General features: G+C 50.7%; 12 protein-coding genes and 2 riboswitches. Of the genes, 9 read left to right on the top strand and 3 right to left on the bottom strand.

The features are described from left to right. The first annotated feature begins 35 nt into the window (after positions 1-35). A complete protein-coding gene (locus M1Q06_RS16445) occupies positions 36-515 on the top strand; it encodes a nucleoside deaminase (RefSeq protein WP_112233365.1) in 480 nt (159 codons plus the stop codon). A 55-nt stretch (positions 516-570) separates the two neighbouring features. Here the strand turns inward: M1Q06_RS16445 and ahpF are convergent, their stop codons facing one another. Continuing rightward, positions 571-2,118, bottom strand: a complete 1,548-nt coding sequence (gene ahpF, locus M1Q06_RS16440) for an alkyl hydroperoxide reductase subunit F (RefSeq protein ID WP_434400797.1) — start codon at positions 2,116-2,118, stop codon at positions 571-573. 13 nt (positions 2,119-2,131) lie between these two features. Beyond that, positions 2,132-2,701 carry an alkyl hydroperoxide reductase subunit C gene (gene ahpC / locus M1Q06_RS16435; protein ID WP_112233367.1) on the bottom strand — a complete coding sequence of 190 codons (570 nt, stop codon included), beginning with the start codon at positions 2,699-2,701 and terminating at the stop codon, positions 2,132-2,134. Positions 2,702-3,235: 534 nt separating this feature from the next. Between ahpC and M1Q06_RS16430 the strand changes: the two genes are divergently transcribed. Beyond that, positions 3,236-3,961 (top strand): sulfite exporter TauE/SafE family protein, encoded by a 726-nt coding sequence (locus M1Q06_RS16430; RefSeq protein ID WP_434400795.1) that lies wholly within the window; start codon positions 3,236-3,238, stop codon positions 3,959-3,961. A gap of 76 nt (positions 3,962-4,037) precedes the next feature. On the opposite strand, the gene solA is transcribed toward M1Q06_RS16430, so the two are convergent. After that, positions 4,038-5,177 (bottom strand): N-methyl-L-tryptophan oxidase, encoded by a 1,140-nt coding sequence (solA, locus tag M1Q06_RS16425; RefSeq protein ID WP_434400793.1) that lies wholly within the window; start codon positions 5,175-5,177, stop codon positions 4,038-4,040. Positions 5,178-5,383: 206 nt separating this feature from the next. Further along, positions 5,384-5,489: riboswitch (SAM riboswitch) on the top strand. 126 nt (positions 5,490-5,615) lie between these two features. Between solA and M1Q06_RS16420 the strand changes: the two genes are divergently transcribed. The 7 genes from M1Q06_RS16420 to M1Q06_RS16390 all read left to right on the top strand — a co-directional run bounded on the left by M1Q06_RS16420 (position 5,616) and on the right by M1Q06_RS16390 (position 12,928). After that, positions 5,616-6,428 carry a transporter substrate-binding domain-containing protein gene (locus M1Q06_RS16420; RefSeq protein WP_101192055.1) on the top strand — a complete coding sequence of 271 codons (813 nt, stop codon included), beginning with the start codon at positions 5,616-5,618 and terminating at the stop codon, positions 6,426-6,428. A 21-nt stretch (positions 6,429-6,449) separates the two neighbouring features. Continuing rightward, positions 6,450-7,169 carry an amino acid ABC transporter permease gene (locus M1Q06_RS16415; RefSeq protein WP_101192054.1) on the top strand — a complete coding sequence of 240 codons (720 nt, stop codon included), beginning with the start codon at positions 6,450-6,452 and terminating at the stop codon, positions 7,167-7,169. After that, the gene (locus tag M1Q06_RS16410) at positions 7,169-7,906 is read left to right on the top strand and encodes an amino acid ABC transporter ATP-binding protein (RefSeq protein WP_434400790.1); all 738 of its coding nucleotides are present in this window, start codon (positions 7,169-7,171) and stop codon (positions 7,904-7,906) included. The genes M1Q06_RS16415 and M1Q06_RS16410 overlap by 1 nt, the downstream gene beginning before the upstream one ends. A 42-nt stretch (positions 7,907-7,948) precedes the next feature. Then, the gene (gene mmuM / locus M1Q06_RS16405) at positions 7,949-8,902 is read left to right on the top strand and encodes a homocysteine S-methyltransferase (protein WP_434400788.1); all 954 of its coding nucleotides are present in this window, start codon (positions 7,949-7,951) and stop codon (positions 8,900-8,902) included. 156 nt (positions 8,903-9,058) lie between these two features. Next, a complete protein-coding gene (locus M1Q06_RS16400) occupies positions 9,059-9,826 on the top strand; it encodes an alpha/beta hydrolase (protein WP_434400786.1) in 768 nt (255 codons plus the stop codon). Positions 9,827-9,926: 100 nt separating this feature from the next. Continuing rightward, positions 9,927-10,029: riboswitch (SAM riboswitch) on the top strand. Between the two features lie 280 nt (positions 10,030-10,309). Continuing rightward, positions 10,310-11,890: an ABC transporter substrate-binding protein gene (locus tag M1Q06_RS16395; RefSeq protein ID WP_434400784.1), complete on the top strand. Its 1,581-nt coding sequence runs from the start codon at positions 10,310-10,312 to the stop codon at positions 11,888-11,890. Between the two features lie 93 nt (positions 11,891-11,983). Then, entirely contained in the window at positions 11,984-12,928 is a 945-nt protein-coding gene (locus M1Q06_RS16390) for an ABC transporter permease (RefSeq protein ID WP_404335564.1), read from the top strand. The last annotated feature ends 9 nt before the right edge of the window (positions 12,929-12,937 follow it).

Here is a 12,937-nt window from a genome sequence, read left to right as displayed (position 1 = left end):
TTTAAAGTGCAATAAATGGATAGGAGGAGCCGCACATGATCACCGAAACCGATTTAAAGCATCTGCAGCGCTGTGTGGAACTTGCCGAACAGGCGCTTGAGAAAGGGGACGAGCCATTCGGTTCCGTCCTTGTATCGGCTGCTGGGGAGGTGCTGTTCGAGGACCATAACCACGTGGCGTCAGGCGACCATACGCAGCATCCGGAATTTGCGATTGCGCGCTGGGCGGCGAATCACCTGGCGCCGGAAGAACGGGCGCATGCGACTGTCTATACGTCAGGCGAGCATTGCCCGATGTGCGCAGCGGCGCATGGCTGGTCCGGGCTCGGCCGCATCGTCTATGCGAGTTCATCGGAACAATTGGCGGAGTGGATGAAAGAGCTGAACACTGAACCTTCGCCTGTCCGCAACCTGTCCATAAAAGAAATACTGACGAATCCGGACGTCGATGGGCCGGTTCCGGAGCTTGCGGCAAAAGTGGGCGAACTTCACCGCCGTTTACACGAATCAAAATAGTAAGCACATAAAAAAGGACTGCGAAGAAAATCTCTTCGCAGTCCTTTTCTTTTGATTACGCCATAACAGGGATATCACTTCGGATGAGGTGGTCGAACGCGCTGAGTGAAGCCGTGGCGCCGCCGCCCATCGAAATGATGATCTGTTTGTATGGGGTGTTCGTGCAGTCGCCTGCCGCGAATACGCCGGGTACGTTCGTCGCGCCGCGCTGGTCGATGACGATTTCGCCGTGCTGTGTACGCTCGACGAAGTCACCGAGCCAGTCGGTGTTCGGCACAAGGCCGATTTGGACGAAGACGCCGGACAATTCGACATGCTTTTCTTCCCCGGTCTTGAGGTCGATATAGGAAAGGCCGTTCACTTTATCAGTGCCGGTAATTTCCGACGTACGGGCATTCGTCAGCACCGTGACGTTCGGCAGGGTCTTCAGGCGGTCCTGCAAAACGGAATCCGCTTTAAGTTCTGTGTTGTATTCAAGCACCGTGACGTGGTTCGTGATTCCTGCAAGGTCAATCGCCGCTTCCACGCCGGAGTTGCCGCCGCCGATCACTGCGACGTCTTTGCCGGAAAATAGCGGGCCGTCGCAATGCGGGCAGTACGCCACGCCTTTGTTCTTGAATTCCGCTTCGCCAGGAACGCCGATATTGCGCCAGCGGGCACCTGTAGAAAGAATGACGGACTTGCCTTTGACGACAGCGCCGTTTTCGAGTTCAAGCTCGAACAGCTCTTTCTTCTCCAAGCGCTTCGCACGCTGGAGGTTCATGAGGTCGATGTCGTATTCTTTCACATGCTCTTCAAGGCTGGCCGCGAATTTCGGGCCTTCCGTGTGCTTGACGCTGATGAAGTTCTCGATGCTTAAGGTATCCATCACCTGTCCGCCGAAGCGCTCAGCGACGATGCCGGTGCGGATGCCTTTACGCGCCGCGTAAATCGCTGCGCTGGCACCAGCCGGGCCGCCGCCGACGACGAGCACGTCAAACGGTTCTTTGCCTTCGAATTCGGAAGCGTCCGGCGCATTGCCGAGCTTCGCAAGTAATTCCTCAAGCGACATGCGTCCGCTCGAGAATGATTCGCCGTTTAGGAATACCGTTGGAACGGCCATGATGTCCTTGCTTTCGACTTCTTCCTTGAACGCCGCGCCGTCGATCATCGTATGCGTGATGTTCGGATTGAGGACGCTCATCAAGTTGAGTGATTGTACGACTTCCGGGCAGTTCTGGCAGCTCAGGCTGATATAAGACTCGAAATGATAAGAACCTTCAAGGTTTTTGATTTGATCCATTACTTTTTGTTCGGCTTTCGGCGCACGTCCGCTCACTTGCAACAAGGCAAGGACGAGGGAAGTGAACTCGTGGCCGAGCGGGATGCCCGCAAAGGTGATGCCCATATCTTCGCCAGGACGGGTGACACTGAAGCTTGGCGTTCTCTCAAGCTCAGTGCGCTCCACTTGGATGCGGGAAGACATGGCAGACAGTTCCTCCACCAAATCGACCATATCATTTGATACCTTATCGGACCCGGCGCTCACTTGGAGCAGCACGTCGCCTTCCAAAAGCTGCAAGTATTGCTCTAATTGAGATTTGATTTGCGCATCTAGTATCATTGTCAAAACTCCCTTAAATCTTGCCTACGAGGTCAAGGCTTGGCTTCAATGTGTCGCTGCCTTCTTCCCATTTCGCCGGGCAAACTTCGCCTGGGTTGTTGCGCACGTATTGTGCCGCTTTAATTTTGCCGACAAGCGTGCTGGCGTCGCGGCCGATGCCGTCTGCGTTGATTTCCGCAGCTTGTACGATGCCGTCAGGGTCTACGATGAATGTACCGCGCTGCGCGAGGCCTTCTTCTTCGTTCAAGACGTCGAATCCGCGTGAAATGCGCTGAGACGGGTCGCCGATCATCGTGTATTCGATTTTACCGATCGCATCTGAATGGTCGTGCCATGCTTTGTGAGTGAAGTGAGTGTCTGTAGAAACAGAGTATACTTCAACGCCAAGCTCTTTCAATGTTGCGTATTGGCTTTGGAGGTCCTCAAGTTCAGTCGGGCAAACGAACGTGAAGTCCGCTGGGTAGAAGCATACGACGCTCCATTGGCCTTTCATGTTTTCTTCAGTGACTTCAATGAAATCTCCGCTCCCGGCCTGGTAAGCTGAAGCGTTAAATGGTTGGATTTCTTTTCCGATCAATGACATAAATAATTACCTCCTGAATGATTTTTTAGAATTACCGTAAACGATAACGTAAAAAAAATTAATCGAAGTGGTTCGCCCCAATTAATATCGTTATCTGGTTATAATAATTCTAATTCTATTTCCATTGTCATATGAAATCGGGTTTTTGTCAAAGAGAACCCTAAAGTGGAAACGCTTTCGCTGAAAGACTAGAAAAAACGTTGCAAGAAGCCGTTTTAATCAAAAAAACACATAATCTGAAAAAAGCAGGGTAGATTGTGAAATTAATAATTATTAAATATTTCGAAATAGGGTTAATAATCAAAAATAATGGTGATTTCTCAATAAAGCCTCCCAATTGATAGAATGGCGGGCAATAGGGAGGCATAAAAAGAACCAGGCAGTTAAGTCACTTATTGGGCAGGATATTCAAGAGAGGCGTCGGGGGATTCTGCCTGATCGCGAGCATATCTAAAACCCGCAGCGGGCTGCATGTTAAGATGGATATAGGAAAATGACAGCACAGTAAATCTTTGTAAGGGAAAGCAGGATTTTATGGAGTTTGCCGTATTTACCATCGTCATACTGATTGCCTCAATCCTCCAGACGAGCACCGGATTCGGGTTTTCCATCCTGGCGACGCCATTCCTTCTGCTGATCTTTGAGCCCGCCGAAGCCATACAGATAAATTTAATCTTATCTTTGCTCATTTCGGCCGCCTTGATCGCAAAGGTTCGGAAAGATGTCGATATCGGTGTTTTGAAAAGGTTCATTGCTGGAAGTTCGCTGGGGTTGCCTGTTGGAATAGCGGTCTTCTTGATGATCGATTTGAATAGCTTGAAACTCATGGTAAGCCTGCTCATTTTATTGCTGACCTTGATGCTCATTTTTAAATTTCGGATCAGCCGAAATAACAAGCGGGATCTATTGGTCGGTGGCCTTTCCGGTTCCCTGACAACAAGTATTGGCATGCCGGGACCTCCGATTTTGCTATATTTTTCAGGAATGGAGACGAAAAAAGAAACCTTGCGGAGTACGACGTTGGCGTTTTACCTCTTCATTTATTTGGTGAGCCTGATCATGCAGATGAGTTTTGCGGGAACGAACAAAACCGTTTGGCTCTCCAGTTTCTGGGCCATCCCACTTGTAGCGGCAGGCCTATACTTGGGGCAATTATTGTTTGGGCGAATCAACCAACGGATTTTCCGGATGTTCACTTATGTCATCTTACTGTTCACAGGGAGTTATTTACTGTTGGAGAGTTTAGGATGGTTGCCATGAACGATTCACTAATAGTCGGCAAATATAACAAAGAGGTTCTCCTTTAACAATAAGGAGAACCTCTTTGTGTTTGAGCTCATAGTTTAAAGCGATTGAGCGAGAACGGGGCGATATCGAATTCCGTGTGGCCGTCGATCGCCAACCGGCTCAACACTTCGCCCATGACGCTGCCGAATTTAAAGCCGTGGCCGGTAAAGCCGCAGGCGAAAATGACGTGCTCGTTGTCCGGATGGCGGTCGATGATGAAGTTATGGTCGTCCGAGACGGTGTATAAACAAGTTTTGCCTTGTTTCAATTCTCCGCTCGCTTCTGGCATATACAGGTCCAGGAATCTTCTTAGGTCGCCCTCATCAAATTCGTATTGCCCGAAGTTCTGGGTTTGTTCGTCCGGGTCGATTGGCTGCCCGCCATCCGAGCGTCCGACTTTTACGCCAGCGCCGTCGATGCTCGGGAAGCCGTAGAACATCATCTCGGGACCTTCCACAAAAAAACCGGGAAATTGATCGGCATTGTACATCTCCGGTGCTTCAAACCAGCCGACCGCTTTGCGCGTCGGTTGGATCGGCAATTGCAGGTCCGGCAGCAGCTTCTTCGCCCATGCACCGGCTGTGACGATCACTTTTTCAGCATAGAAAACACCTTGCGCGGTCGAGATTTTCACGCGATCCCCGTCCTGTATATCGATGTGCTGGACGGGTGTATTCGGCACATAGTGAACGCCGTTTTCGAGCGCCAGTTTCTTATAGGCACGGATGGCATTTTCGCTGTACAACACGCCTGCTTGTGCTTCAAAGCAGCCGATGAAATGCTCGGGCACTGTGAAGCCCGGCCATCTTTCTTGAATCGCGCCGCTGCTTAATATTTCGAGCGGCAAGCCGTAGCTATTGGCGGCTGCAATGCTTTCGAGCAGAAAAGGGGAGTCTTCCGGGCCAAGCCCGATAACACCGGTCTTATCGAACACTTTGTAGCCGGTCTGTTTCTCCAGGTCTTCCCATAATTGCTGCGCGCGCAACACTAACCTAACGTAATGCCTGCCTTCCCCGTAAGCGTGGCGAATTAATCGGGTGTCTCCGTGATGGCTGCCGTTCGCATGGGGAGGGTCGAATGCATCGATCACCAATGTCTTCTTGCCTTGTTGTGCCAAAAAGGCGCCGGCGGCCATGCCCATCGTGCCGGCACCGACGATGGCGACATCAAAAACAGTTTCCTCGCTCATCTTGTGTTCACTCCGCTCTTGTATTGGATGCATGCCGCCCGGTGGAACCCGGCAGCAATGGAATATTAAATTGATGGTATGCAATATGGCAGGCTTTGTCAATTTCCTCCTGAATTTTTATACGAAATTTTGATTTATTTTCAAAAAAGGGTTTGACAGCAGGGGCTATCTCAAATACTATCGTTAATATGTTAAAAAAATTAAATAACTTATCCAGAGAGACTGAGGGACAGGCCCTATGACGTCCAGCAACCATCATGTTCATGAGAGGTGCTAATTCCTGCAGGATGTGTTCATTCTGAGAGATAAGAAATTGGTCGAAGCCTCTTTCCTATTGAAAGAGGCTTTTTTGCATCCAAAAGGAGGGCAGGTACTCTACACAAGGCGGAAAGTCCAGCCCTATCATAAAAAAACTACACACCAAAAGGAGCTTGAATTATGAAAAGAAACGCTTATCTATTCGCTACTGCCTGTTTAGTAGGTCTTGCCGGAACACTTGCCGGCTGTTCATCGGAAGAGACGGCGAACGCTACAGGAGACCAAGTGATCCGCGTCGGAACGCAAAACGACTATCCGCCTTTCGCTTTCGCGGATGATGCCAACCAGCTGACGGGCTATGACGTGGACATGATGAAGGCCGTCGATGAACAATTGGACGGCTATACGTTCGAATACGTCGCCGTGCCGTGGGACAGCATGTTCCTTGCGCTCGAGTCGAATAAAATTCAGGCCATTGCCGACCAAGTAGCAAAAACGCCGGAACGCCAAGAAAAGTATTTGTTCACCGATGAATCGTATTTCGCAGCGGAAACGGTCATCGCAGTGAAAGAAGGCCGAGAAGACATTCAGACGATTGAAGATTTGGAAGGAAAAGCGGTCGGGGCTTTGGCAGGTGATTCCTATACTTTATTGCTTGAGGAGTATAACGAAACCGCCGCAGAGCCGATCGAACTGAAATACAGCGAAAGCGGCAACCCGTCGGAAATTCTGCAGGATGTGCAGAACGGACGCGTCGACGCTTACGTCAATGACCCGATCATGATGAACGCGGTGTTGGAAAAGAATGAACTCGGCGTGGAGATTGTCGGGCAGCCTTTGGTCAATGACGATATGGGCATCGTCTTGAAAGATGAAGAAAAAGGCGAAGAGTTGAAAGCCTTGATCGACCCGATTTTGAAACAGCTGAAAGAAGACGGCACCTTGTCCGAACTGTCCGAGAAATGGACCGGCGGCGACTACATCCCTGAATAAGCTAGCGGAAGGACAGAGACAATGGAAAATTTACTGGACTTGAATTTCTTGATCGAGAGCTTTCCTGCCATTATTTCCAGGCTACCAATCACGATCGGCATAGCAGTCGGCTCACTGCTTTTGAGTTTAATCATCGGCGTGGCTGCGGCATTGATCAAAATCTACAAAGTACCTGTGCTCAGCGTCATCACGTCGATCTATATCTCCTTTATCCGGGGGACGCCGTTATTGGTGCAGATTTACCTGGTGTTTTACGGGATTCCGAAAATCATTTATTTTCTTCAAAGCGAATACGGCTGGCTTCAGTCGGCGGACGTTAATAGCATCGCTCCGGAATTCTATGCCTTGATGGCCTTTTCCATCAATTTGGGCGCGTATTTATCCGAGACGATCCGTTCGGCGATCGAATCGGTCGACCGCGGCCAGTTCGAAGCCGCCAAAGCGATCGGCATGACGCCTGTGCAGATGATGCTGAAGATCGTCTTCCCGCAGGCCTTGACGGTAGCGATCCCGAACCTCGGCAATATGTTCATCAGCACCATCAAAGACACCTCGCTCGTGTTCATCATCGGCGTCATCGATATCATGGGGCAGGCAAAAATCCTCGGCTCCCGCGGCTTGGCGTTCTTTGAAGTGTATATCGCCGTCTCGATCGTCTATTGGATCTTATGCATTGCCGTCGAGCGCTTATTGGTGAAAATCGAGAAGCGTGCACGCAGATATGAAAGAGGGATTGCCTGATGATCAAATTGGAGAAGCTGCATAAATATTACGACCGACAGCATGTGTTGAAAGGCATCGATTTAACCGTCGAAAAAGGCGAAGTGGTGGCGGTCCTCGGGCCAAGCGGTTCCGGGAAGTCGACGTTGTTGCGCTGCATCAACCTTCTCGAAGATCCGACGAGCGGCATCGTGGAAATCGGCGGAAAGCGGGTGGATGCGGCCACCGCCAAGAAAAAGGAAATCTTCGCGCTCAGGACTGCAACGGGGATGGTGTTCCAGCAATACAACCTGTTCAAGAATCTGACTGTGCTGCAAAATGTCTCCGTCGGTTTGACGAGCGTCAAGCGGATGAAAAAAGACGCTGCTGACAAGAAAGGCATCGAGATGCTCGAGCAGGTCGGCTTGTCGTCTAAACTGAGCCATTACCCTGCGCAATTGTCCGGAGGCCAGCAGCAGCGTGTCGGCATCGCCCGTGCGCTGGCTTTGGACCCGGAAGTGCTGTTATTCGACGAACCGACTTCTTCATTGGACCCGGAACTGGTCGATGAAGTATTAGCCACCATCCGCCGCGTCGCGGACACCGGAAAAACGATGTTCATCGTGACCCATGAATTGAATTTCGCGCGGGAAATTTCGGACCGCGTCATCTTTATGGAAGACGGCGTCATTATCGAGCAAGGCACGGCTGAGCAAATTTTCACCGAGCCCGCCGTTGAAAGAACGAGACAATTTTTAGGGAAAGCCGTCCAAGGCTGAGGGAATAAAGTGAAACGACTGAGAGCGGAAGGATGGTTTGGAATGAACCCGATTGAACAGATATTGAACGAGTTCCCGGTCCTCATCGTGGACGGGGCTATGGCGACAGAACTTGAAAACTATGGATGCAATTTAAATGATTCCTTATGGTCAGCGAAAATATTGATGGAAAATCCGGAGTTAATCAAGAAAGTGCATGTGGATTATTTCCAGGCTGGGGCGGATTGTGCCATTACGGCCAGTTACCAGGCGACCATTGAAGGCTATCAGGAGAGAGGGCTGACAGAATCACAAGCGATCGCATTGATCACGAAGTCTGTCGAGTTGGCAACACAAGCGCGCGACGAGTTTTGGGGCGCTGCAGCGGATCGCTCGAACAGGCCGAAGCCTTTAGTGGCGGCATCAGTCGGCCCATACGGCGCGTTTTTATCGGACGGGTCTGAATACCGCGGCGGCTATGCGATTGGCGAAGAGCAATTGGCCGCATTTCATAGAGAACGCATCCGGGTGCTGGTGGAAGCAGGAGCGGATATTTTAGCGTGCGAAACTTTACCGTGCCTCGCGGAAGCGAAAGCGATCGTGAGCGTGCTGGAAGAATTTTCGCAAGTGTCTGCCTGGTTCACGTTCAGCGCGAAAGATGAGTTCCATATCAGCAACGGGGAGCGGATCGCAGATTGTGCAAAATGGCTCGAGCAACAACCCCAAGTGGCGGCAATCGGCATTAATTGCACAGCTCCGCAGTTTATCGAATCCTTGATCCAGGAAGTGAAAAGCGCATCTTCCAAACCGGTCATCGTCTATCCGAATTCCGGCGCCACTTACAATCCGGTAAGCAAAACCTGGAGCGAAGAACCGTCAGCTGGTGCGTTTTCAGCCAATTCGAAAGCCTGGCATCAAGCAGGAGCTGACATCATCGGCGGCTGTTGCAGCACGTCGCCGAGTGATATTGCAGCCATCGCCAGCTGGGCGCGCCAAGGGAAGGGTTCGGGAGTTTAAAGCAGCGCCTAGTGCGGGGGATCGTTCATTTTATAAAACCTAGTTGACAAGTAGGTTTTAAATATAGTCTAATGTGAATAAGCTTTTTTCGCATTACTTCACATTAGAGGCAGCTAGTGGGCCTCCTGATTTTTAAACAGCTGAAGGAGGGATTGCATGAACGAACAATATCCTGTCATCCAAGGGGCGGAAGCCTTCTTTCTGAAAGGCGGCAGCACCGGCATCCTATTGTGCCACGGGTTTCTCGGCACGCCGCAAAGCGTCAGGGAATTAGGCGAAGCGCTCGGCGAACAAGGCTATACGGTTTCCTGTCCGCGGCTGCCGGGCCATGGCACCCATTACAAGGATCTGCAACAATTTTCTTATGATGACTGGTTCCGGAGTGTCGAGCAGGCCTATATCGAACTCAGAAAATCGTGCACATCGGTCTTTGTCATCGGGCAATCGATGGGCGGCACCTTGAGCTTGGATCTGGCCAGCCGCCATTCTGAAATCCAGGGCATCGCGTTGATCAATCCGGCGATCGACATCCCGCAGTTTGAAACTTACCGCAGCCGCCCGGCCCATGCTTACGTCACAGAAGATGCGCCCGACATTAAAAAAGCGGATGCGGTGGAAATCACTTACGGGCAAGCGCCGGTCAAAGCGTATCAGCAATTGCTCGGCTATATGGATGCTGTCCGCGCAAAGCTCGGCGAAGTCCACTGCCCGGTCATGTGTTTCCAGTCGCTTGAAGATCATGTCGTACCGCCAGCCAACACCGATTATATTCTCGGCAAGGTCGGTTCGCAACACGCGTTCAAGCACGAACTCCATAATTCCTATCACATTGCTTCCATGGACCATGAATTGGATTTCATCGTCGCCAAATCCATTGAATGGATCGAACAGTCGAGTGTTTTTCCGGCAGGACGGCAAGCGTAAACCAAATCGAATTTCAGCGTTATGTAAATAAATTCAATTTATTCAAAATAATGTTGACAAGCCGGATCAAGGGCCTTAACATGAACTTTACAATTTAATCATCTTATCGAGATTGACTGAGGGACTGGCCCTGAGACGTCAAAGCAGCAGACCGCAATGCGGCACTGTGCTAATTCCTTGTACCGCGCGTACAGAGATAAGAGAGGCGATCGAACGTATGAAACCACTCCTCTTCTTGTCGAAAAGAAGAAGGGGTTTTTTTATTACGTTAAAACCAAGTAAACAGGTAAGATAAATTATTTTTGGCGAAGGAGGTGCCTTCAATGGACAAATGGTTTTCGAAATACCGTCGGAGCTTGAGCGGCAGATTGGCGCATCAACACTTCGACGCTTCATTGAAAATCTGGGAACTTGGATAGGCTTTTAGGCAATTGCATACATAATCGAGGCATCATCATTTTTTTAATCATAAGGAGGAACATCGTGAAAAATATCATCTTTTTACTTATCAGTTTAATTGCACTTATCGGTTTGGCCGGTTGTTCCGGCGGGGAAGCGAGTTCGTCCAATGCTGACGGAGATTCAGAACCAGTGGAAGGTGGGGAGCTGAACGTGGCGATCGGCGCAGATCCGAACACGCTGGACTGGATGTACACGGGGGAAAGTGCCGCACGCAAAATCGGCTGGCATATTTATGAAGGTTTGTTTGCCTTAAACCAGGATTTTGAAGCAGTGCCGCTGCTCGCTGAAGATTATGAAGTGAGCGAAGACGGAAAAACCTACACGATTACTTTGCGTGAAGGCGTGACCTTCCATAACGGAGAACCGGTAACGGCAGAAGATGCCAAAGCGTCCATCGAACGTTGGCTGAAAGTGTCATCTGTCGGCAAGATCACCAACGACCACGTTGAGTCCGTGGAAGCAGATGGCTCGCAATTGACCATTCAATTGAACAAAGCATACAGTTCTTTGCTTTCTGACTTGGCTGCCCCGAAATCGGCTGCAGTCGTCTTGCCGAAAGAGGTCGCTGAAGCGGCCGGCGAAAAGCCGCTTGACCATGACCAGTATATCGGCACCGGGCCATTCCAGTTTGATTCGTGGAAGCGCGGCGATGAAATCGTCTTGGCCAAATACGACGACTATGCATCTAGAACCGATGAGACAAGCGGTTTGACGGGAGAGAAAAAAGCGTATGTGGATTCGGTCCATTTCAAGATCGTCAAAGACCCTCAAGTGGTGGTCAATGGCTTGAAAACCGGACTTTACGATTTCGGCGATGAAGTTCCGCTCGATTTGTACGAAGTGATCGAAAGCACGCCGAATATCGAAGCTGGCACCGCCACTAACGGCTATACGGTGTTGACGCCGGATAAATCGGAAGCGCCTTTCGATGACTTGCAAGTACGCCAGGCATTGAACGCTGCACTCGATAAAGAAGCGATTGCCAAAGCAACATACGGCAACGAGGAATTTTACGAATTGGACGGTGCTTTGTTCACGCCGAACCAAACCGCCCTGTATTCGGAAGAAAACACAGACGGCTTCCTGTCCTACGATGTGGATGAAGCGAAACGCTTATTGGAAGAAAGCAGCTACGACGGCGAGCCGATCAAAATTATCTTCTCGAGCGATTCCAACGACTATAAGAAAATTGCCGAGATCGCTGAACAGCAGCTTGAAGAAGCCGGCTTTGCGGTCGAGCTGGAATCCTATGAATGGGCAACATACCTTGAGAAATGGGGAGAGGCTTCCAATTGGGATCTCGTTGTCGTCGGATGGTCCCCGTTCTTCTCGCCGAACCAGGCAGGCATGTTGAGCCAGGATTCGAACAGCAGTGGCTGGTATAACAGTGAGAAATGGCAGGAGCAAATCGCCCAGTGGGCACAAGCGGAATCCGAGGAAGAACGACAGCAGATCCTCGCCGGCTTGAACGAAACGCTGTATGAAGAATTGCCGTTTGAAAAAGTGACGAACATCTCGAACTTGAATGCGCGCACAACCGATATCCACGACTATAGCGAATGGTATGGCCCGCGCTTCTGGAATACGTATAAAACAAATTAACGACGAGCCATCAAACAGGATAACTAAGAGAAGAAAATCGTCAGGAACGATGCTGGCGATTTTCTTCCTTTTATGGAGAAGGGGGAACAAGCAATGCTGAACTACACGATTCGCCGGCTGTTGTCGGTGATTCCCGTCATGCTGGTCGTCAGTGTAATCGTCTTTATGATCGTGCATCTGACTCCCGGCAACCCGGCGTTCCTCATTTTAGGGGAGGACAGTTCACCGGAAGCGATTGCTGATTTGGAGCGTGAACTGGGCTTAGACCAAGCGCTGTATGTCCAATTCTTTAATTGGTTTTCACAAGTCATCACGGGGGATCTCGGAACTTCCGTTTACTCTTCGCAATCGGTGACCTCGCTGATCGCCGAGAATTTCGGGCCGACCTTCAGCTTGATGGCGCTGTCGACGGTGATTTTGCTCGTCATTGCCATTCCGGTGGCGATCCTCATCGTCGCGTTGCGCAAGACTGTCTTGGACCCGATTTTCACATCGGTTTCCTTGTTCGGCGTATCGGTCCCGGAATTCTGGCTCGCGACGCTATTGGTGCTCGGCTTCGGCGTCGCGCTGCCGATCTTTCCGGTGGCCGGTTATGTGCCGTTTGCGGAAGGGGCGGATGCATGGCTTCACCATATTTTGCTGCCATCGTTTGTACTGGCGATCGTTGAGGTGGGCATCATCGCCCGGATGCTGCGCGACAGCATGCTCGATTCGGTCAATCAGGATTACATCAAAACGGCGCGCGCGAAAGGCGTAAAGGAACGTGAAGTATTGATGCGCCATGTCTTCATCAATGCCTTGATCCCAACGACCACGGTGCTCGGCGCTACAGTGGCCGGCTTGCTCGGCGGCACAGTCATCATCGAAACTTTGTTCACGATTCCGGGCATCGGCCAGCTCTTGGTCGATTCCATCCACCGCCGCGATTACCCGGTCGTACAGGGAATTGTGTTGTTCATTGCCGGCATTTATGTGTTCGTCAATCTATTGGTAGATCTGCTGTACACATTCCTCGATCCACGCATCCGCTATGATTGACCATTTGGA

It is taken from the genome of Planococcus sp. 11815 (genome assembly GCF_051096385.1).
GTDB classification, from domain to species: Bacteria; Bacillota; Bacilli; order Bacillales_A; family Planococcaceae; genus Planococcus; species Planococcus citreus.
This window is presented reverse-complemented; position numbering and strand designations above follow the sequence as displayed.

Coding starts and splice junctions, on each gene's coding strand:
- M1Q06_RS16445 (WP_112233365.1), top strand. CDS start 36: ATGATCACCGAAACCGATTTAAAGCATCTGCAGCGCTGTGTGGAACTT.
- M1Q06_RS16400 (WP_434400786.1), top strand. CDS start 9,059: ATGAACGAACAATATCCTGTCATCCAAGGGGCGGAAGCCTTCTTTCTG.
- mmuM (WP_434400788.1), top strand. CDS start 7,949: ATGAACCCGATTGAACAGATATTGAACGAGTTCCCGGTCCTCATCGTG.
- M1Q06_RS16430 (WP_434400795.1), top strand. CDS start 3,236: ATGGAGTTTGCCGTATTTACCATCGTCATACTGATTGCCTCAATCCTC.
- M1Q06_RS16390 (WP_404335564.1), top strand. CDS start 11,984: ATGCTGAACTACACGATTCGCCGGCTGTTGTCGGTGATTCCCGTCATG.
- ahpF (WP_434400797.1), bottom strand. CDS start 2,118: ATGATACTAGATGCGCAAATCAAATCTCAATTAGAGCAATACTTGCAG.
- M1Q06_RS16410 (WP_434400790.1), top strand. CDS start 7,169: ATGATCAAATTGGAGAAGCTGCATAAATATTACGACCGACAGCATGTG.
- solA (WP_434400793.1), bottom strand. CDS start 5,177: ATGAGCGAGGAAACTGTTTTTGATGTCGCCATCGTCGGTGCCGGCACG.
- M1Q06_RS16415 (WP_101192054.1), top strand. CDS start 6,450: ATGGAAAATTTACTGGACTTGAATTTCTTGATCGAGAGCTTTCCTGCC.
- M1Q06_RS16420 (WP_101192055.1), top strand. CDS start 5,616: ATGAAAAGAAACGCTTATCTATTCGCTACTGCCTGTTTAGTAGGTCTT.
- ahpC (WP_112233367.1), bottom strand. CDS start 2,701: ATGTCATTGATCGGAAAAGAAATCCAACCATTTAACGCTTCAGCTTAC.